The sequence below is a fragment of the Nostoc sp. genome (assembly GCF_036917975.1).
Classification (GTDB): Bacteria; Cyanobacteriota; Cyanobacteriia; order Cyanobacteriales; family Nostocaceae; genus Nostoc.
In genome coordinates this window covers 71,073-92,570 of the sequence record NZ_JBALEJ010000059.1, presented here as the reverse complement: position 1 = coordinate 92,570, position 21,498 = coordinate 71,073, and the positions used below count along the sequence as shown (strand labels likewise).

At 43.5% G+C, this 21,498-nt stretch carries 17 protein-coding genes and 1 pseudogene; 3 read left to right on the top strand and 15 right to left on the bottom strand.

Translation table 11 applies throughout. The annotated features are described in order from the left end of the window. Positions 1-857: 857 nt before the first annotated feature. A complete protein-coding gene (locus V7K76_RS24230; protein WP_334778082.1) occupies positions 858-2,369 on the bottom strand; it encodes a hypothetical protein in 1,512 nt (503 codons plus the stop codon). Positions 2,370-2,653: 284 nt separating this feature from the next. On the opposite strand from V7K76_RS24230, the gene V7K76_RS24225 reads away from it, so the two are divergent. Then, the gene (locus tag V7K76_RS24225) at positions 2,654-2,800 is read left to right on the top strand and encodes a hypothetical protein (protein WP_334778083.1); all 147 of its coding nucleotides are present in this window, start codon (positions 2,654-2,656) and stop codon (positions 2,798-2,800) included. A 143-nt stretch (positions 2,801-2,943) separates the two neighbouring features. Here the strand turns inward: V7K76_RS24225 and V7K76_RS24220 are convergent, their stop codons facing one another. The 3 genes from V7K76_RS24220 to V7K76_RS24210 form a co-directional block, all read right to left on the bottom strand. Beyond that, complete coding sequence (locus V7K76_RS24220) at positions 2,944-3,840, bottom strand: MetQ/NlpA family ABC transporter substrate-binding protein (protein ID WP_334778084.1); 897 nt, start codon at positions 3,838-3,840, stop codon at positions 2,944-2,946. Between the two features lie 272 nt (positions 3,841-4,112). Then, the gene (locus V7K76_RS24215) at positions 4,113-4,934 is read right to left on the bottom strand and encodes a hypothetical protein (RefSeq protein ID WP_334778085.1); all 822 of its coding nucleotides are present in this window, start codon (positions 4,932-4,934) and stop codon (positions 4,113-4,115) included. Between the two features lie 66 nt (positions 4,935-5,000). Further along, on the bottom strand, positions 5,001-6,356 hold the full coding sequence (locus V7K76_RS24210; protein WP_334778086.1) for an LLM class flavin-dependent oxidoreductase: 1,356 nt from the start codon (positions 6,354-6,356) through the stop codon (positions 5,001-5,003). A 371-nt stretch (positions 6,357-6,727) separates the two neighbouring features. Between V7K76_RS24210 and V7K76_RS24205 the strand changes: the two genes are divergently transcribed. Then, the gene (locus V7K76_RS24205) at positions 6,728-7,924 is read left to right on the top strand and encodes an RNA-guided endonuclease InsQ/TnpB family protein (RefSeq protein ID WP_334778087.1); all 1,197 of its coding nucleotides are present in this window, start codon (positions 6,728-6,730) and stop codon (positions 7,922-7,924) included. A 144-nt stretch (positions 7,925-8,068) separates the two neighbouring features. Here the strand turns inward: V7K76_RS24205 and V7K76_RS24200 are convergent. Continuing rightward, positions 8,069-8,443: pseudogene (locus V7K76_RS24200) on the bottom strand (ABC transporter substrate-binding protein); the annotation flags it as partial. Positions 8,444-8,921: 478 nt separating this feature from the next. On the opposite strand from V7K76_RS24200, the gene V7K76_RS24195 reads away from it, so the two are divergent. Beyond that, positions 8,922-9,068 carry a hypothetical protein gene (locus tag V7K76_RS24195; protein WP_334778088.1) on the top strand — a complete coding sequence of 49 codons (147 nt, stop codon included), beginning with the start codon at positions 8,922-8,924 and terminating at the stop codon, positions 9,066-9,068. A 20-nt stretch (positions 9,069-9,088) separates the two neighbouring features. Here the strand turns inward: V7K76_RS24195 and V7K76_RS24190 are convergent, their stop codons facing one another. The 10 genes from V7K76_RS24190 to V7K76_RS24145 all read right to left on the bottom strand — a co-directional run bounded on the left by V7K76_RS24190 (position 9,089) and on the right by V7K76_RS24145 (position 21,271). Further along, positions 9,089-10,147, bottom strand: coding sequence for a hypothetical protein (locus V7K76_RS24190; RefSeq protein ID WP_334778089.1), 1,059 nt, complete (start codon positions 10,145-10,147; stop codon positions 9,089-9,091). After that, positions 10,144-10,926 carry an ABC transporter ATP-binding protein gene (locus V7K76_RS24185; protein WP_334778090.1) on the bottom strand — a complete coding sequence of 261 codons (783 nt, stop codon included), beginning with the start codon at positions 10,924-10,926 and terminating at the stop codon, positions 10,144-10,146. Before V7K76_RS24185 ends, V7K76_RS24190 begins: the two co-directional genes overlap by 4 nt. Further along, the gene (locus V7K76_RS24180; protein WP_334778091.1) at positions 10,913-11,791 is read right to left on the bottom strand and encodes an ABC transporter permease; all 879 of its coding nucleotides are present in this window, start codon (positions 11,789-11,791) and stop codon (positions 10,913-10,915) included. Before V7K76_RS24180 ends, V7K76_RS24185 begins: the two co-directional genes overlap by 14 nt. A gap of 665 nt (positions 11,792-12,456) precedes the next feature. Next, complete coding sequence (locus V7K76_RS24175; RefSeq protein WP_334778092.1) at positions 12,457-13,791, bottom strand: LLM class flavin-dependent oxidoreductase; 1,335 nt, start codon at positions 13,789-13,791, stop codon at positions 12,457-12,459. A gap of 414 nt (positions 13,792-14,205) precedes the next feature. Then, positions 14,206-16,689 (bottom strand): ATP-dependent DNA helicase RecG, encoded by a 2,484-nt coding sequence (recG, locus tag V7K76_RS24170; RefSeq protein WP_334778093.1) that lies wholly within the window; start codon positions 16,687-16,689, stop codon positions 14,206-14,208. Between the two features lie 92 nt (positions 16,690-16,781). Further along, a complete protein-coding gene (locus V7K76_RS24165) occupies positions 16,782-17,615 on the bottom strand; it encodes a hypothetical protein (RefSeq protein ID WP_334778094.1) in 834 nt (277 codons plus the stop codon). A 216-nt stretch (positions 17,616-17,831) separates the two neighbouring features. Then, on the bottom strand, positions 17,832-18,776 hold the full coding sequence (gene tsf, locus V7K76_RS24160) for a translation elongation factor Ts (protein WP_334778095.1): 945 nt from the start codon (positions 18,774-18,776) through the stop codon (positions 17,832-17,834). A gap of 208 nt (positions 18,777-18,984) precedes the next feature. Then, positions 18,985-19,779, bottom strand: coding sequence for a 30S ribosomal protein S2 (rpsB, locus tag V7K76_RS24155; protein WP_334710240.1), 795 nt, complete (start codon positions 19,777-19,779; stop codon positions 18,985-18,987). Positions 19,780-19,998: 219 nt separating this feature from the next. Next, positions 19,999-20,166, bottom strand: coding sequence for a hypothetical protein (locus V7K76_RS24150; protein WP_334778096.1), 168 nt, complete (start codon positions 20,164-20,166; stop codon positions 19,999-20,001). A gap of 343 nt (positions 20,167-20,509) precedes the next feature. Further along, positions 20,510-21,271 carry a Uma2 family endonuclease gene (locus tag V7K76_RS24145; protein WP_334778097.1) on the bottom strand — a complete coding sequence of 254 codons (762 nt, stop codon included), beginning with the start codon at positions 21,269-21,271 and terminating at the stop codon, positions 20,510-20,512. Positions 21,272-21,498 lie beyond the last annotated feature (227 nt).

The following is a 21,498-nucleotide window of genomic DNA, read 5'->3' as shown; positions in this document are numbered from 1 at the left end:
TTAATACTCCAAAAGGCTAGTGCGGATTAAATCACATAAGAAATCGAACGCATACTCAAAATCAAACAATGCTATTTTTGCCTTCAAACTATCAGCAATTATATCAAAAACTTGTTGCCGATTTTATTGAAGACATATATATGTGGATACGGTCTAATACCCTTATACTGATTGGGTTATAATTTTCTGGGCAACCCTATTGTACTAATATGTACGTTTACATTTTTTTGTTTATCACCAATTTTTGTTGATTATACCTGCTTCTATTGAGCATAGAGCTTTTTTGTTAATAACACAACGTATAAATTGATATTTAAACTAGAATATATGAAAGATATAGTTGTTTATATTCAACTTTTAGTTATAAATATATATATCACTGTTTAGTGTGTTTATATACCTTCTAAACGCTAAACTAAGATAATTGGCAAATAAGATTTTCGCACTTCTGTATTCTTGATAATTGTTGGTTAACAAGGGTAAGAGAGACTGCAATCATGCTTTCAGCAGAGCGTTGAAAAATAAGTTATGACCAAGCCCCGTTGGGGCGGGAGTAGGGAGTAGGGGAAAAAGACGCTAGTGTCAACTTAAGCTGGAAATAGCCTATCTGTTGGCTTCCATGCCCGCCAGGGAATAAATAAATTCTCTGGCTAATAGCTAAAGTCTACAGAAGTAGACTGGAGATTTTTGGCGATATTTAGTCATTTTCAGATGACTTTAGCTATTATACGGAAATTTCAATTCCCGACGGACAAGCGGTTTCGCGTTAAGTTGACACCAATGCACAGGGTATTGCCCCTACGGGTGTACCTCATGTAAACGATAACCGCTATAGCGGTATTAGGGTTCCAGTTTTCTCAGTTCAAAATATACCAAACACCATCATTATTTTTGGATAATAGATGATATCTTTTCTCAATCAATTCTAGAATCTTGGGAAACTCTTGTTTAATAAGAGGCTGATAGTTATCACTAATAAATATATAAGGAGGCTTGGATAAATCTAACTGCTGTAAAAGTTGTGGCCATTGTTCAGGCAGAAAAAAGTCAAGTGACCAGGCATTTAGGGATGTTGCTTGAGTACGACCAGATAAGTAGTAAATAGACGGGTCGCCAGCAACAAAAATCTTACCAGGTAAATTTCCTGGTTGAGAAAGAAAAGCAACTTCTGAACGCAGCGATGTATAGTCTTCTCGAAATACAGTCTGATATTTAAATCGTGTATCTTCAGTTAAAGCAAAATTATTCTTCACTAAAGCAACAGTCTTGAATTGAAAATTTAATAATAAAGGTAATAAAAACAAAAATGACACCAGAATCTTAATTAGTGGTGAACTTAATTGTTTTAAAGGCTGCCATAATATATCTACCCCTTTCGTTGCTAAAATACCTGTAGGTACAAATAATAGTAAATAATGGTAGCTCCAAAGTGACCTAGTTTGTAAAACAATAACAATCAGCCCCAAAACAAACCAAACAACAAGTAGCAAAGTTAATAAATTCCTATCTTTACGCAAGGATACATTGACTGCAACAGTAGCTATTAAAACTAAAGTGATAAAGTTCTTTAAAAACCATGCTGTTCCAAAAAGTAACTTAGATATATTAAATTTACCATTAGCAACCACTTGACCAGGATATACAAAAAATGTCTTATATACAGTTGATAAACTATTAACCTCGGCAAAGTAGCTGAAAACAACTAGAAGGGGTAAGATAACTCCTATAGAAATTGGCAAGAAAATATGAAGAAATATTTTTTGAAAGTTCTGATGTTTTATCAATACAGAATGTAGTAGGATAGTTAGCCAAAAACAAAGCAAAATTGGCAAAAATATTAATTTAAATATCAGGACAATCCCACCCATAAAACCAGATATTAAAAGTTTAATAAATCTTGATTTTCCTTCATGACTAAAAGATTCGTAAGTCAGCCAAAGACATAAAAATAAAGGAAACCCAACTAGTCCTTCTACTTGGGTAAATTGGCGATGATATGAAGAAATATAGTAAACACCAACCGTTAACAAAGGTACTAAGCTTGCTATTATCTGATGTCGAAAATAGGTTTTTAAAGTCAGTTGCAATATGATGGAAAAAAGCACCATATAGATAAGTTCAAAGATATGGATGCCAATTTCATTAAACCCAAATAAATTTCCTGCTAAAAAATAAAAGTAATAAATTCCAGGTTGCTTTAAATCCCAAAAATCTCGATAAAGTACCTTTCCTTGTTGCATCTCTAAAGCACCTGTTGTAAATAGTGCTTGATCTCCTGAAAATGGAAAAGGTAAATGTATCAAACCAATTATGACAACAGAAATTAAAACCAGGAAGTCAATTTTACTTAATTTAGGAAGATTAATCATGAAAATTTACTCCTAGAGAGATGTTTGAAAAGTATTGGGCGAATAGAATTCGCTACTACACAAACAAAGTCCACCTCCGTAGACTAAGAAAAATTAAGGGTTTTTAACCTGCGTAGGCAGGTAAAGTCTCGTGTAGCTGCGACTTCTAGTCGCCAGGGCTAGTATGAATTGAGACTTTACAAACATCCTCTAAGGATTCTTTTGTCCACAATGGGGCGAGGCTTTGAAACTTCACTTTTTTCATAAATAACAGAAGAATCGGAAATTAAGCTTTTTTGATTTGTATGTACACCGTAGCCGATGCTTTGGGGAGGGGAGACAAAGCAACACTTTGTCTTTTTGAGGTTTTTATTTTTGATTTATGCAAGAGGTATTATCTCAGACAACAAGCAAAAGCGATCGCTCCTACCCTTAAGGCTGTGAAAATTTAACTAATTTCAGCAGAAGTCCCACGTTTCACTAGCCGAAGCGTGGGATGAATGCGAGTGAGTTGACGACAATCCTCTGACTAATGCCGTAGGCAGGGTAAGCACATTTAATTTTGTAGCTAAAAATACAGATTTTATCTTGTAGTTTAGAATGAAGGCACGACAGTACCTTTATAGTTAGTGTTGATAAAATCTTTCAATTTCGGATCTATAAGCAATTTATTGAGTTTTTGGATGTTGGGGTCATTTGCTTTTTCGGGCAAAATTGCCAAGCCTGTGGCATATTTTTTGTCGGCAATCCCAATATCATCTAACGCAATGGGGGTAAGATTTATCTTGGCTTGGAGAAGGAAGGATGAATATGCCACAGCTAAATCGAGATCGTCCAACGCTCTCGCAAGGGCGTAATTGTCTAATTCCTTAACTTTGAGATTTTTAGGATGGGCAATTATATCTTGCACGGTGAAATACTCACCTGACTTTTCTTTCAAATTGATTAAGCCAATGTGTTTCAGAAATTTCAAAGCGCGATCCTGATTACTATCATCATTAGAAATGCCGATTGTCGCCCCTACCGGAATTTCACCAACGGTTTTTATTTTTAGCCGTTTTGAGTAGAGTCCAAATACAGTAGTATAGCTGCGATTGAGCATGACAAAATCCGCATTCAGTCTTTTAGCGGCTTGCTTCATAAACAGTTCATGCTGGAAAAGATTAGCATCAATTTCCCGATTTTTGAGGGCATCATTAATCTTTACCGAATCACCAATTGTCACGATTTGGAACTCTAAGCCTTGACTAGGAGCTAGTTCTTTTTGAATGAATTTTAAAATATCTTCAGTGACAGTATTTCGAGAGCCGACTTTCAGTAGTGATTTTTTAGCTGGCTGAGTAGTTGACTGACTGACTAATTGACTAGTTGGTGAATTTTGGTTTGGTGTGCAACTGGCAAAAAAAATCGATGCGATCGCTGACCCTGTTGTGATGAGAAAATAGCGGCGCTTTATCCATCTTGAACTATTTACTTTGTCTTTTACACTCATTCGATCATTTCCTCATTTAGAATACAGGCGCAATCATGCCTTTGTAGATGGCGTTTCAATACGGTTCGGTTAACAAATTTATCTGTTGAGGCAAGCAGGGGAGGCAGGGGAAGAAGAATTAACTTTTTTCCTCAATTCATAACGAATTAACTTTGGCAAAACTCTGCGTACCTTTGCGTTTACCTCTGTATTCCTCTGCGTTTAAAAAAAGTTACGAACTTATGCAAAACTGTACTTAGTAGGATGAGCATTGCCCAACCGACACAACATTACTAATCATTCACACTGACGAGTTTGGGTAGTTGAGCAACTGGAATATCAAGCACGTATGAGAGAATTTCTTGCCGCCATGCGTCATAAATTATTGGCAGTTCTTTCACTTCTCCAATACCAAGAGCAACTTGATTTACTTTCCAGTAGTTTTTCAGATAGGCATTGCGTCGTCGCTGACCTTCATTGTCTAATTCAATAATCTGTTCAATCAGTTCAGATTTTTGAGATGGGGAAATATTGCCGTAGTTGTTACGCCACCAATCAATCACACCAATCCGGTGTTCTGTCTCGTCTGGAAGAATTCTCTCAGCGACAAATTTACTAGTTCCTGGGTCATTAATTTTGGTTAAACGCCGATTAATTAGTAGGGTTGCAACAATATGGAGTTCGTAATGAAATTCGTAGGCGAGAAACCCTAACAAGCTGCGAGTAGACAAATCTCCGATGAAACTCCAGTGTTCCTGTACCTGGCGTTTAATTTCATTAATTGGATCGTATCCCAAGATTGTTTGGACGCGATCGCGGCTATATTGAGCGTGTGCCCCATCATCTCCTAACTGTCGGCTCAAAAACAGTTGCAAGTGGAGGTCATCTGGAATTAAGTTAGCGATCGCATAGGCAGAAACTTGAACAATATAGGAATCATGGGCTGCTCCAGCAATGAGATACTGAGCAAAGTTTTCCAGTTCTTCTTTTGAGGCTATAGGTCGCGGTTCCTCAACAGGGGTGGCTGGAATATGGGGAGCAAGTCTAGCGAACAATTTGTTGGCGACTTCAGTTTCAAAATCACGATACCCTGGACGTGCTATAGCTAGAGTCATATATAAACCTCAATGCAAAATTTACTGATTATTCTTGTAGAGACGGCGATTTATCGCGTCTCTTGCTTAACCGAACACTGAAACAGCCTCACGTTTTTGGCGAGCATATTGGCTCTCTGGCCTTTCCAGTCCATAGTGTTCTCGGAGGGTGCGGCCAGTATACTCAGTGCGGAAAATGCCCCGACGGCGCAACTCTGGCACAACAAAATCAACGAATGTTTCCAACCCTGAGGCGATTACGTCTGGAACTACATTGAACCCACCGACTGCACCCGATAGAAACCATTCCTCGATGGAATTTGCCACCTGTTCCGGCGTTCCGACGATAATTCGGTGCATCGTACCACCACCGCCTAGCGCTTTAATCAACTCGCGCACAGTTAGATTGCCACGTCTAGCAACATCAACTGCAACTTTGAACATAGTTTGATTCCCATCTACTGGCAATGGCAAATTCTCAGGCAAACCCTTGTCCAACTGCAAAACCTCAGGCTCGACCTGAAGTATATTAGCTAACCTACCAAGCCCGTATTCAATTGGTACTAGTTCCCAAAGTTCTTGTTCACGGCGCTTTGCTTCTGCTTCCGTACTGGCAATAACGGTGACAAGACCTGGTAGGATGACAATTGAATTTGGCGATCGCTTAAATTTCCTAGCGCGGTCACGTAAATCATTGGCATAAGCAATTGCCTGTGGCAACGATTGGGCAGATGTAAAGACCACTTCCGCATATTTCGCTGCCAAGTCTCGGCCATCATCAGAGCCGCCAGCTTGTACCAAAACTGGCCGACCCTGTGGCGATCGCGGCACATTCAATGGCCCTTGTACAGAAAAATACTTACCCTTGTGATTGATTTTATGTACGCGTGAGGTATCAATAAAACGTGCAGAAGCTTTATCACCAATGAATGCGTCGTCCTCCCAACTATCCCAAAGGGCTTGTACCACCTCAGTAAATTCCCAGGCTCTTTCATAGCGTGAGCCATGTGAGACTACATCGGTCTGGCTAAAATTATGAGCCGCTTCAACATTAGCCGTTGTGACTACATTCCAGCCGACGCGGCCGCCACTGGCATGATCTAACGACGCAAAGCGACGGGCAATATTATAGGGTTCATTATATGTAGTAGATGCTGTGGCAATCAAGCCAATGCGTTCGGTAGCTGCTGCCACTGTCGCCAGAGCGATCGTTGGCTCCAGCGATTGAAATGGTCGATATTCAGGATGATCGCTAAGAGCAGGATGATCGGCGAGAAAAACTGCATCGAAAGTCCCACGTTCACACAGCTTGGCTGTACGCACATAATATTGAACATCCGCATTAAAAGCACTGGGATTACTATCAGGCCAACGCCAAGCCGAGCTATAGTTGCCAGCATTATTAAAAAGTAGATTGAGGTGTAATTGGCGACGATTACTCATTATCTTGCTCCCCTAAATTACGAATTACGAATTACGAATTAGCCAGTCGTTACCGAATTGAATTTCCGGCTCAACTCAACACCGACATCAATTTTTTTGGTGATATCTCCCGATTCCAGCAAGATATCGGCAATACGTTGTTGACGCTTCACCAGATCATCATCTCAACCCTCCAGGAGACCCCCACCAAAACCGTACTCGGTTTGGTGGTGGGAGGAATGGAGGGCTAATTGCGAAACGTCTCCTGAGTGAATTTGTGCGACAGCACAAACAATGAGGGAGACAGTTGAGCAATTAGCAAATATTTTGTTATCTGCTAAATTATGCATTGTGTTTTCTGATATACTGGGATGAGTTAACAAAACAGTCAAATGCAAACAATATCGGTAAAATGTAAGATTCAAGTCCCTATAGAGTTGCGCTTTGAAATAGACCGCACTTTGCAGGGATTTGCCGATGCTTGCAATCAGATATTGGAAGTTGCAAAGCGTGAAAAATGCTGGAATACCACCAAACTTCACCACTTGGTTTACAAACCAATTCGTGAAGCTACGGGCATTAAGGCAAATCACGTTTGTCAAGCTATTCGCCGCGTGATTGGTAACGTCAAGGCAGTTAAACAAGTCCACAAGTTCAGACCAACATCTATCAACTTGGATGCTCGGACTTTTCAGTACTTGGAAGAATTGCAAACTGTGGGCGTTACTTTGATGTGTGGCCGCAAAAAGTTTAAGTTGTTGATTGGTAATTACCAACTGGCATTGCTGAAAGGGCAAGTACCGACAGCAGCGACTTTGAATAAAACCAAACACGGCGACTACTACATCAATATTTGTGTTGACCTTCCTACAAATCCCACGGGTAAAACGCCTAAAGTAATTGGGGTTGATTTGGGCAGACGCGACATAGCAACCACTTCCAACGGCGACTCTTGGAGTGGCAAACAGATTCAAAACACTCGTGACCAATACAGTAAAGTCAGAGCTAATGTTCAATCCAAACGCACTCGCAGTTCTAGAAAACTGTTGAGAAGGCTCTCTGGGAGAGAACAAAGGTTCCAAAAGTGGTTGAATCACAATATCTCGAAGCAACTTGTTCAAGATGCCAAACGAAGTAATTCTGCTTTGGCTTTTGAAGACTTGACCAATATCAGACAATCGCTCAATCAAAAACCACGTAGCAAGACAGAACGCCGTAGAACCAATAATTGGGCTTTTTACCAATTGCGGATGTTTGTTGATTACAAAGCGAATATCGCTGGTGTTCCAGTCGTCTTTGTCCCACCTGCGTATACCAGTCAGACTTGTTCGCGGTGTCACCATGTACACCCCATTAAAGGTAAATCCTATCGTTCCAATAAGTCTTTCAAGTGTGGGCATTGTGGTTTTGAGAATGATGCTGATATAAACGCTGCGCTAAACATTGCAGCTTTGGGGGTTTCCGTAAACAACCCCGAAGTTCCGGGGATTGCTTGCTTGTTGGAAGGACAACTCAGCTTGTTTCCGACAGGTGGCAAAATCTGGGACAAAGCCTACTCCGCATTTGGTACCCCAAATCGGTGTAGGTAGTTTACCAATAGGAACGAATGCTGCTGAACTTACTGAAGCAAAGTATTTTGCTCGTTTGGGTGTCTGCTTGCGTTTCTCGACGTAAATCTTTTCCACAGCATCAAGATTTTTGGTAAACCAAGACCAGTGAGTGCGTAATCGCGTTAAAAATTCAGCCAGTGCTTTGCTCTTATCAGCATCGCCAATCACATCGTTGCGTGCCGCGAAAGCAGTAGCCCCTAAAATTCCGAGGTCTTCTCCATATACTAAAACACGGGATTTACCGCTATCAATATCTTCCTTGATCGCGCCCAAACTTCCTGAATACACGTCAGCACGACCTGATGTAAACGCCGCAGCGGCCGCGGAGCCGTCAACAAGCATCACAGGTTCGATATCAGTAGCTTTCAACCCTGCTTTGCTCCGCGACAAGACGTATGTTAAATAATTTAATCCCCCAAAATTGGAAGCCCATTTCTTGCCACGCAAATCTGCGAGTGTCTTAATATTGGCACTGGTACGCACGGCCGTGACATACATCCGAAATGATGGATCGGGGTTCTTCCACAAAGCCACAATCTGGAGAGGGATATTCGCCTCCGTCCATTCGGTTTTTGCCCGACCTTGCTCAATGATTAATGAAGTGTCACCCAACAAACCGACATCAATTGCTTTAGAGTAGAGTGCCGAGAGTTGCGCCGCAGGGCCGGGAATAATCGCCCATTGTAAATCGAATGGTAATCCATCCAGCACCCCAGATGCGATTACGGTTTCTTGTAAGGCGTTATCTTGTAAACCGACAATGAGCTTGAGCCGGTCTGTGCGAGAACTCACAGGTTTGGCTATGACTGAAGCTTTGTCACTTTCGCTTTTGGGAAGATCGCGGCAGCTAGCAAGTACTCCAACAGTAAATGCTCCCAGAGATATAAGAGTGCGCCGTCTGTTAAATCTCATCAGTGATCTCCAGTTCAACGCTCCACAAGTTTGGCTGTACGTACATAATTAGGTGTAGTTGTAAATGATTGGTCAAATTAAAAGCTTGTGTAACCTCGTTCCCAGCCTCCAGGCTGGGAATGTATTCCCAGGGGCTGCTGCCTCTGGTCAAGAAAGAGGAGGCGGAGCCTCCCTGAATGGGTTCCCAGCCTGGAGGCTGGGAACCAGTTAATTAGTAATTATTTGATTTGCTCATGTAGATGGTACTGTTGCAGAATTGAACTTCCGGGTGTTATGAACGCTGACATCGATTTTTTTAGAAATCTCTCCCGCCTGAAACAATCTATCGGCAAGATTTTGGTTACGCTTGAGCAAATCATCATTAACGGGAAAAAATGCGGCAAAGCCTTGGGGAGCGAAATATTTTGCTAACTTAGGGGTTTGCTTGCGTTTCTCGATATAAATCTTTTCGACGACATCGAGATTTTTGGCATACCAGTCATAGTGCTTGCGGACTCGCTTGAAGAACTCGGCCAAGGCCTTGCTCTTATCTGGATCGCGAATGACATCTGTGCGGGCTGTGAAAGCACCACCAGCGAACATTCCCAAATCCTCCGCGTGAAGCAAAATCCGCGCTTCACCACTATCTAGGGCTTCCTTAATCGTGCCGACGCTTCCCGAAAACACATCAGCACGACCTGCTTTAAATGCAGAACCAGCAGCAGCTCCATCAACGAGTTGTATATAGTTGATATCTGTCACTTTCAGCCCCGCTTCGATTCGTGACAAGACATACATGAAATAATTGATCCCACCAAAATTTGAGACCCATTTCTTACCCCGGAGATCCGCCAATGTCTTGATATTGGCACTGTTGCGTACAGCAGTGATGGTGGCTCGGTATGCTGGATCGGGGTTCTTCCGATAAGCTACGTTCTGGATGGGGACGGTTTCCTGTGTCCATTCAAATTTTGCATTACCTTGTTCTACAATCAGGGTACTGTCACCCACCAAACCGACATCGATCGCTTTGGAATAGAGTGCGGCTAGCTGGGCAGCAGGCCCCGGAATCACTGCCCATTGCAGATCGAAGGGCAATCCTTCTAGCACTCCAGAGGCCGCGACAGTTTCTTGTAAGGCGTTATCCTGTTGTCCTACAATCAGCTTGACTCGCCCAGTGCTAGAACTCACAGGTCTAGCTGTGACTGAAGCTTTGCCACTTTCGCTTTTGGAAAGATCGCGGCAGCTGGCGATCGCTCCCGCAGTCAGTGCGCCAAGGGATACGAGAACGTCACGTCGGCGAAATCTCATGATTGCCTCCAGTTCGACACAACTGTATTTTCGATAATGTGGTTTGGTAATACGCCGAGTTCTGCCAGGAGGCGAACGCGGAGGGCTACAAAGGCCGGATCGGCGCGATCGCGGGGTTTGTCCACATTGACTGTTAAATCAAGGCCGACAGAGCCGTTTGCCAGTACCAGAATGCGATCGGCAAGTAGGATTGCTTCGTCAACATCGTGGGTGACGAGAACGACGGCAGGATGATGGCGTTCCCAGAGTTGAGCGACTAGTTCGTACATTTTGATCCGAGTCAGGGCATCAAGGCTAGCGAATGGCTCGTCGAGAAGCAGCAGACTCGGCTCTCTTACCAAGGCTCTAGCCAGGGCCACACGTTGAGCTTCCCCACCGGAGAGGGTTTTAGGCCAAGCATCAACATGGTTGCGAAGTCCGACTTCCTCCAAAGCTTGCAGTGCATCTCGGCGTGCGCCACGTCCTTTGTGCCCCAGTACCACGTTTTCCCAGACTCGTTTGGCAAGAATGAGCCGTGGCTCTTGGAAAACAACTGCGCGGTTTGCCGCGACTCGAACTGAGCCGCCATCGCTTCTGTCAAGTCCCGATAACAGACGCAGCAGTGTAGTTTTACCAGTACCGGAGGGGCCAAGCACTGCCACAAATTCTGCGGGACGGATTGTTAGATCAATACCGTCGAGAACAGCCCGTTTGCCAAAGATGCGGCGGACGTTGGTGAGTTCAACCGCGTGGGCCGAGCTAATTTGGGTTGGTGTGTAAACGTGATTAACTAAGGACAATGTTAGGCCTCCAAGGTAGAGCTAGCCATTCAATTAGACGCATCACAACATCATTGGTAATGCCAAGCGCTGCATAAACGATGATGCCTGCAATGATGATGTCGGCGCGCTGGTTAGCGTTGGCATTGTTGAGGATATAGCCGATGCCCGATCGCGCATTGATTTGCTCGGCTACAACTATCGCCAGTAAGGAGGTTCCGGCGGAGAAGCGTAGACCAACCAAAATGGAAGGTAATGCAGTCGGGAGAATTACATGGCGCACTGTCTCCTGGCGCGAAAGTCCGAAGACGGTAGCAGCCTCTAAGAGTTTGGGATCAACACCGCGAACACCTGCGTAGGTATTTAAATAAATGGGAAAGATGGTGGCAACAGTAATCACAATAATCTTGGCTGTCTCATCGATGCCAAACCAAGTGATGAACAGTGGAACGAGGGCGATAAATGGAATCGTCCGCAACATCTGGAGTGGCGCATCGAAGATTTCTTCACCAATCCGCCACAGTCCAGCAAATAGCCCCAGCCCCAGACCAATTGTGCCGCCGATGGCTAGACCAATTAAGGAACGCGATAAGGAAGTTGGTAGTGCTTCTTGTAGGTCGCCGAGTCTGATTAACTCTGCAAATGCCGCTAAAATATCCGTCGGAGACGGGAGAATCTGCGGTGGGACGATACCGAATACCGAAACCAGCTGCCAGAGGATGACAATCAATGCTGGGCTGGCTACTCTCAGCAGCCGACCACGCCAAAGATCCCATACCTCATGCCAGGGCGATCGCTTGCTTCTGGCGCTGAGATCCACAAGCACTAGAGGTTGATCGAATAGTTCTGCGTCTGGTTTAACCCCGCTTGAATCGAAAGCACTCACGATAAAAACCTGGATTTTATTTATGGTGAATTAAGATAATCTGATACGGAATAAAGATGATTTCCAAAAAAAGATTTTCCTGTTTTGGCGAGATCGGTGCTTTCGCCTTGAGATCCAAATAAATTTTAATCTACTAAAAATCTATCGGATTGTCGTAGATTGATAATCCCAAATTTTCTACAAGTTGTCAATTTGTTTTAATGTCTTTTTGCAACAAAGATTCAAGGTTGACAGCAGAGGTGTTGGAGCGATAACTTCTCTACGAGACGCTGCGCGAACGTTAAGCTGCGTTAACGCATTTAGGCAATGGCTTCAAAATTGCGATCGCTGATTACGCAATTGTTACAAAAAGTTAGGGGATTTTGAGCGATCGCATTTCTATGCCAAGATTACAACGGTTTTTATTTATTCAGACTACAGGACTTACGGAAAATAATGAAAAACGAACCGCAAAGGACGCATTCGCGCAGCGTCTCGTCAGAGAAGGACACAAAGGAATAAGAGTTTCAGAGAGTGAGATAAAGAGTAGCGATCGCACTTATGATGAAAAACTAAGCTATTAAAATAGACATCTCCAGAAATTAAATATGCGTTATCCAGAGTCCTTGTAGAGACGTAGCACTGCTACGTCTCTACATTCATTTTCGGAGATGTCTAATCGTAGATTAAATATCAGACTTGAAAAAACGGTTGATGGGGCGAGTTAGTCCCAGATTTTCGCGCAGGGTGTTACCTTCATACTCTTTACGGAAGATTCCACGCTGTTGGAGTTCTGGGATAACCTTGTCGATAAAATCATTCAATCCTTCAGGCAAATAAGGGAACATGATGTTGAAACCGTCAGACCCTTCCTCAGTCAGCCATTGCTCCATGTCATCGGCTATGGTTTGGGGCGTGCCGACAAACGCCAGTCCGCCATAACTGCCGACGCGTTGAGCCAGCTGTCGAATAGTCAACTTCTCACGTTGCGCCACCGCCACTACTCGCTCACGAGAACTTTGTCCGGCGTTAGTCTGCGGAATTTCCGGCAATGGGCCATCTGGATCGAAGCTCGAAACGTCGTAGCCAAGTGCGCCATTTAAACTAGCAATACCACTGTCATAGTGTACCAGACTATCTAAATGGGCACGCTTGGCGATCGCCTCTTCCACAGTTTCGCCTACGATGACCAAAGCACCTGGAAGAATTTTGATGCTTTCTGGGTCGCGTCCAATAGCCCAAGCTCGTTTCTTAATATCAGCAAATAAAGCCTTACCTGCTTCCAGATTACTAGCAGGAGCAAACACAACCTCGGCAGTTTCGGCGGCTAATTGCCGTCCTGCTTCAGAAGCACCAGCCTGAACAATCACCGGCCAACCTTGGACAGGTCTAGCGATGTTCAACGGCCCCCGCACTGAGAGATGTTTTCCCTGGTGATCCAAAACGTGAATTTTTGCGGGATCGAAATAAATTCCTGATTCCACATCTCGAATAAAGGCATCGTCAGCGAAGGAATCCCAAAGACCAGTTACGACATCATAGAATTCTCTAGCGCGCACGTAGCGTTCATCATGCTCTACTTCTTCTTTCAAACCAAAGTTGAGCGCTGCATCTGGATTGGATGTGGTGACAATGTTCCAGCCGGCGCGGCCGCCGCTGATATGGTCAAGAGATGCGAACCGACGGGCAATGTGGAAAGGCTGATCGTAAGTTGTGGAAGCAGTAGCAACGAGTCCGATGTGTTCAGTGACGCTGGCGAGGGCAGAAAGCAGGGTGAAAGGCTCGAAGGAAGTGACGGTGTGGCTGCGTTTTAGCGCATTGACTGGCATATTTAGCACAGCTAAGTGATCCGCCATAAAGAATGCATCAAACTTGCCCTGCTCTAGTTTCTGGATGAATTGTTTCAGTGCTGGGAAGTTAAAATTGGCATCAGGTAAAGCCCCAGGATAGCGCCAAGCGCCTGTATGTATGCTTACTGGGCGCATGAACGCGCCTAGCTTTAATTGCTTTGATCTGCTCATTAGCTCTCCATAAACATTAGTTTTAAACGCGCCACTTTACTAATGGTTTATACAATAAATGAATTTAATTAAGAAGTAAAAAGTAAAAAGATAATCCCCATAAATAAATTGAGGGGATTTGATAAGAATGTATTATTTATCTCTACGAGATTAGGACTAGCCCTTTCAAGGTGACTTGTAAAATCTCTGTTTTTCTCTCTGCGTTCTCTGTGCCTCTGCGGTTTAAAAGTAATTTATTTAACCACAGAGACAAGGCAGTGCGGTCTTGGGGGTTTCCCCCATGAGCGACTGCCGCGCCGAGAACACAGAGTTAAGAGACTAAAGAGGAATTCTTTGAGAAAAATTTTTACTCACCTTGAAAGGACTAGTCCTAGAGATGCCAAAGACGAACGCGCTACGCCACTCGTTATAAATTTAGGTTAAAATTGCTCCACCCATCAATCGCTCATACCTATACTTCAACTCTTCTTTCATCAAATACCAACGCTCTAAAGTTGCATCCATCTCTATAATTTTTTCTGCTGCTTGCCGCGCTAAAAGTAAAACTTCTTCATCTTCAACCAAACTCGCTAAGGTAAAATCTGGCACTCCTGATTGACGAGTTCCCAGTACTTGCCCTGGCCCACGAAAACGCATATCCATCTCAGAAATGAAAAAACCATCCTGAGATTGTTCCAATACCTTCAAACGTTGTTGAGCATCAGGACTTCTGGAACTGCTCATCAACAGACAGTAAGACTGAGCCGCGCCACGACCGACACGCCCCCGCAGTTGGTGCAGTTGTGATAAGCCAAATCGTTCCGCATTTTCAATGAGCATCACCGTAGCATTCGGTACGTCTACACCAACTTCAACAACGGTAGTGGAAACTAAAATCTGTGTTTGGTTATCACGGAATTTGGTAATAGATTCGTCTTTTTCCGCTGAACTCATCCGACCATGCAGCAGCCCCACTTGAAAGTCGGGAAAAATGCTTTCCTGTAACTTTTGATGCTCATCAACAGCCGATCGCAAATCCAGTTTCTCTGATTCTTCTACCAAGGGTAAAACCACATAAACTTGTCTACCTTGGGCAATTTCTCGGCGGATGAGGTCATAAGCATGGTTGCGTTGCTGACCTGACAATACTGTTGTCTGAATTTTTTGTCGTCCTGGCGGTAACTCATCAATCTGGCTGACATCTAAATCCCCGTGTATTGTCAGTGCTAGGGTTCTGGGAATTGGGGTAGCTGTCATCGTTAAAACGTGGGGTTGCTCACCTTTTTGCTGCAAACGCGCCCGTTGTTCTACCCCAAAGCGATGCTGTTCATCTATCACTACTAACCCTAGCTGTTGAAAGTTTACAGGGTCTTGAATCAAGGCATGGGTTCCCACTAATAGGGGTAATTCACCGGTGCTTAACTGAGAATGTATTTGTCTTCTTTTAGCGGTTTTGGTAGAGCCTGTCAGTAATTCCACTGGTAAATGCAAGAGATTAAACCAACTAACTAACTTGCGATAATGTTGTTCTGCCAAAACTTCTGTGGGAGCCATCAGCGCCGCTTGGTAGCCAGATTGAATTGCCGCGAGGATAGCCAGCACGGCGACAACTGTTTTCCCAGAACCGACATCGCCTTGCACTAAACGATTCATTGGTACGGATTTTTGCAAGTCGTTAAGAATGTCGTTGAGGACTCGTTGCTGTGCGCCAGTGAGTTGAAAAGGTAGTATTTCGTAGAATTTCTCTACAAGTTGACCGCGTGGAACAAGGATGGCGCTAGTTTGAATCGCTCTTGCTTGCTGTTGACGTTGCAGTAAACCAAGTTGCAGATAGAAAAATTCATCAAAGACTAAGCGACGACGGGCAACTTGTAGGGCGGTGCTATCGCTGGGAAAATGGATATTAGCGATCGCATCTTTCAATTCCATCAAACCATACTTCTGTCGCAAACCACTTGGCAAAGGGTCTTTCAAGTTAGCCGCAGCAGGCAAAGCAGTAATTACCGCCTGCCGCACTGTATTCGCCACCACGCCCTCAGTTAGTCCATAAATTGGTACTACCCGCCCAATATTTAGCGACTCAATCGTATCTCCAGGATTTGCCAAAACCTCTAGTTCGGGATTATCCAGTGTCAAACCATATTTACTTTCTTTCACCAACCCACACGCCGCCAGAATACTACCGACTGGATAACGGCGTTTTAAACTTTCTTGCCAAGCGCGACTGCTAAAGCGCGTACCTGCGTAAAAACGACCAATTTTGATTTGACCGCTATTATCTTTTACTACGAGTTCTAAAATTGATAATTTCTGATTTTTTGGGCTAGTAAAGCAGTTGCAACGTTTCACTGTTGCCACTATTGTCACCGTCTCACCTGCCTGTAACTCGCGGATATTCACCTGACGCGCATAATCAATGTGGTCACGAGGATAGTAAAAAAGCAAGTCACGGACGGTGTGTAAACCAAGCCGTGCCAAATTATCAGCCTTTTTGAAGCCGATTTCTGGCAAATCACTGAGTTTTTGGTCTATGTTGGGTGCAAGCCTCCGACTCACCTCAGCAACAATTGAAGATTTCGGATTTTGAATTTTTAATTGATTAATTCTCCCCTGCTCCCTGCTCCCTGCTCCCTGCTCCCCCCGCTCCTCTTGCTGTAGTTGTGATAGATACCTGCGAGTTTCAGCTACTAAGTGTTGTCTTTCTTCCAATTCTAGATGTGGATAACTGGCAAATTGTACCGCCAGTCCTTGCCAACGGCGGCGTTCAGTTTGGGGTAAGCCTGTTGGGAATTTGCCCAAAGTTAGGCTCAGAAATTCACTGAAACGATATTGTCTGCCCACCAAGTCTGTAAAGCCATGTTCGGCTTCTATTGCCAAGGCTTTATGCAATCGTATCCAATCTGGTTTTTCATTAGTCATTGGTCAGCAGAGTTAGAAGTTAGGGAGTTAGGAGTGAGGAGTTAAGAGTTAGGAATAAATAACTCATAACTCATAATTCATAACTCATAACTTTATTCAAACCAACTAGAACGCCATGCGGCTTCAGCTTCCGCGATCGCTCTTTCTCGATGTTTCTTTTGATACTCTCGTCCTAGCTTGTTTAGCTGAACTAAAATATTGCGGATTTGCCTGCGTTCAGAGGAGAGTGTCACATCAGCAAATTCAATTTCCCCTAGTCGCAGGTTAATAGTCATAATTTGTGTGAGTCCAGAATCTTCTAACTGCTGCTCATTTTCAATTTCAATTACTAAGTTTAATAAGTTTGGTGGCCCTGGCATTACCTCGGAAGATGCTTCTGATGCCGCTGCCGCCGCTGCTAAAATCGGTTCTGGTAATTTTTTGGGTAATATCCCAGCTTTTTGTAATAAAAGATTAGCATCGTGCGAAAGTTTTTTCAGTATCCCTTGCGTGACCTCTTCTAATTTCTGTTGCCATGTCGCCAGTTCTATAGGATTAGAGGTATCGGGTGTAAGAGGCTCAGGGATAGACTTGTCCAGAGTCACAGAAGATGAGGAAGTAACATTTTCCTCATCTCCCCCATCTCCCTCATCCCCCCCAGTTTCCTCACTTTTAATATAAATGAGCAATTGTTCAGCCGCCAGTTGACCTAACTTGCGGATGGCTTGTTGCAATTGTTGCCGTTGATTCAATGACAAGTGCAGAAAGTTTTCGGGATACCCTTGGGTACAGAGGTGGTAACTTGCGAGAATCAACTGTTTTCGTACAGCTAGCCCTAAGGTGGCTAGATAACTAGCATAAGCGGTCTTTAGTTCTACTGCGATCGCTCGGATCGCTTCTTTCAGTGCTGCAATATCCTGCTCAATTCGCTCGATTGCTCTTGCCATATATTTTCGTTCTTGCCCATCTGAACCATTACATAGTACAAATGTACAAATTTATTTTAGGATAACTTTCCAGAGAATTTTAGATTTTAAATTTTTAGATTTTAAATTAAATGCGATATTTCGCGTTTGTAATAAATAAAATACAGGTCAAGCAAATAGCCTGACCTGTTTTGTCATTAGTCATTTGTCCAGAATCTAATGACTAATGACTAATAATTAGACACTGCTAATTTGTGCAGCGACTTCATCAGCAAAGCTAATTTCTTGCTTTTCAATGCCTTCGCCAAGTATATAACGGACAAAGCGAGTTACTTGAATCTCTTCGCCTAATTGCGCCTTCGCTTGCTTCAAGAGGTCTTCCACGGAAATACTCTGATCGCGAATGTAAGGCTGATCGAGCAAAGCCAATTCTTTGAGGCGTTTATCAATCCGTCCCTGAACAATTTTCTCTTTGATGTTATCTGGCTTGTTCGCCAAATCATCCTTGCCCAATTCAATGTCTTTTTCTTTTTGGGCAACTTCGGCAGGGATTTGGTCTACGCTTACGTACTCGACATTTGGGCAAGCCGCAACTTGCATTGCAGCGTTCCGTGCCAAGGTTTGGAACTCTGAATTAGCAGCCACCGACTCAGTTTGGGAACCCAGTTCTACTAAGACACCAACTCTACCTCCAGTGTGAATGTAGCTATCTACTACACCTTGTGTGCCCTCTGCTATTGCATAATTAACAAAGCGACGCACTTGGATATTTTCACCAAGAGTGGCAATACTTTGCTTGATGAATTCTTCTACAGTCCCACTTTCATTCTCAATATAGGGTTGAGCTAGCAAAGACTCAACACTATCAGCTGTCGCTGCTTGCTTTGCTAGGTTCTTAACCAAAGCTTTAAAAGCCTCGTTACGAGCAACAAAGTCTGTTTGACAGTTGACTTCTATGAGTACTCCCACTTGACCACTAGGCTGAATGTAAGTATCTACCAGACCTTCTGCCGCAATGCGATCGCTTTTTTTGCCAGCTGAAACTAAGTTCTTTTTTCTTAGCCAGTCTATGGCTTCTTCTATGTTGCCATCATTCTCTATCAGCGCCTTTTTGCAGTCCATCATGCCGGCACCAGTTTTTTGGCGTAGCTCTTGGACGAGTTTTGCAGATATTTCCGCCATGTTGCCTCAATTCCTAACTTGACCTCGAGTTGTAATCGCTCACCTAATTTAGTACTGAGTGCTGAGTTTTGAGTGTTTCAGTTATCAATTTTACTTTTCATTGACAAATCACAACTTACAACTTCAAAAATCAAGACTTAGCACTATCCAATTTGCTGAGTCTTTCTATCTTACTCAGCACTCAGCACTCAGCACTCAACACTCAACACTATTCTTCTGTTTCCTCGTCGGGGATTACGGCATCAGTATATTCGGTTTCTTCGTAGTCATCGTCATACTCACTACCGTCGTAATCTTCGTAATCCTCTTCAGCTTCCAGCTGACCGTGACGACCTTCATAAATGGCATCCGCCAATTTTCCGACTATCAGCTTAATTGATCTGATGGCATCGTCGTTTGCGGGGATGGGGATATCTACTACATCTGGGTCACAGTTTGTATCCAACATGGACACAATGGGAATATTCAGCTTTTGGCATTCTTGAACTGCGTTATATTCCCGCCGTTGGTCTACAATTACCACGATATCGGGCACTTTCCGCATTGTTTTAATGCCGCCCAAGTATTTCTGAAGCTTCGTCATTTCCCGACGTAGCATCGATGCTTCTTTTTTCGGCAATAAATCTAGTGCGCCAGTTTCTTCACGGCGTTCTAAATCTTTCAGACGGTCTACTCGTGTTTTGATGGTTGCCCAGTTGGTCAACATTCCACCTAACCAGCGTTGGTTAATGTAGTGGGAACCACAACGGCTGGCTTCTTGGGCAATAATTCCAGCTGCTTGGCGCTTGGTGCCGACAAAAAGAAATTTCTTCCCTTGTTCTGCGTTTGATCGCATGTAGTTGTAAGCATTATCCATCAACTGGGCAGTTTGCACCAAGTCGATAATATGCACACCATTGCGGGAAGTATAAATGTAAGGAGACATTTTTGGGTTCCAGCGCCGGGTCTGATGCCCAAAGTGAACCCCTGACTCCATCATCTGAGCCAATGAAACTACTGGCATATATTTTTCAACTCCGATTCGGGTTAAACCTCCATCCAAGTGTATTTCCCAACTGGGAAACACCCGAATTCTTAGATGTGCGAGATTAGTTAACCATACTAGGTTAGCATATTCCCAAGTGTTGTAGCTGGTTGACAGAGTAAGGGCAAAAAATAGCGTTGCCAACTCAACAACTGAGCAACGCTATGCTTGTATTTGAAAATCTTGCTGTTTTAAAACCTACTCGCGGTCTTCTTGCTCCTTGGGTTTGGGTTTGTGTCGCCGTTGTTCTACTTGGTCGTCGATAGTTTCTCTCATTTTGCGATCGGCAGCGTCCATTGCAGAATACTTAAAGCGGTTGATTATGCCACTGAAGAAGTTGCTAAAGAATCTTTCGATTTCTTGCATAATTTTATACCTCAATATTTAAAGGTAAATTATTGACTCGACATTAGCCTTGGACTTTGTAATGGAAGTGGGAAATAAAACGCTAATCTGTACTTGAAGTATCTGTTAGTCTCTTAGCGTATTTAAGTACTTAAAGGACTGGCGGTTTGTTTATCCTTTAAACAGTTTTGCTTGGGAATGACTGTATAAAACAATATTCTCAATCAAATCAGTATTGTTGAGACTTAAAAGATTGAAACGCTTTGGACGTTTATATATTGTATTCTGTTTAAGGTAATAAATGTGGCAAGGACACAGGTAACAAATTGTTTCCTTGGCAAATTCGTGGGCACGGGACTGTATGTTACTCAATAGTATCGGGGTCTACATTGAGCGATCGCAACCTCGCCTTTAATTGTTCTATCTGCGATTCTGCCTGTTCTGCTCGTTGGCGTTCTTGTTCTGCTCGTTGGCGTTCCTGTTCTGCTCGTTGGCGTTCTTGTTCTACCAGTTCTTCTGCCTGCTGTCTTGCTAAAACTTCCTGTTGTAAAGCCTGTGCCAGTTCATCAGGGATCAGTAATTTTTCCCTTGTATCCTCTCGATAAAACCCAATTAGCCTTCCCTCAATCACCAAGCGCAGTTGTAAAGGTTCACTGCGTCCATCCTCTATAGGTTCGTAGATTTCTCCGCGCAGGCGATAGCCACGTAGCTGTTGTTCCATCCACTCGCCTTTAGGGTCAAATAGCCAGTATTCCTTGACACCTAGCTGCTCGTAGAGGGTTTTTTTGAAGATTTCGTCTTGTCCCTTAGTCCCAAAGGATGTCATTTCAAAAATAACTGTGGGTACTTGACCCTCTTCCCAGATTTTATAGTTGTCCCGACCACCGGGTGCAACATCAAAAATCACCATCACATCTGGGGCTACCCGCAATTTGGGAAAGCCCTGTGCATAGTAAAGAAATTGATTTCCTAATACTGTTGCCTGACGATTTGCCAAATACTGTTTCAGGACTTCTAAGGTAGTTAGTAAGGCATAAAGGTGGTCGTAGGTTTCTGCCACTGGTTGACCATCAGCACTGGGGTAAAATATTTCTGATTCGACACTAACAGGTAAAGTAGCAGTCATGTCGCTTCGCTCCGAATTCAAAATTCAAAATTCAAAATTCAAAATTACAATCCCCATAAATAAATTCAGTCGCTGTGTATCATGAATGTGTTTTGGTTATGGTTGTAAGATTCAGTGCTACGAGATTATTGTAGAACAACTCTAGTACAACACGGCGTAAATAAACCATCCATTCAAAATCAATGAAACGCTTAGGCTGTATTAATTTTGAATTTTGAATTTTGTTA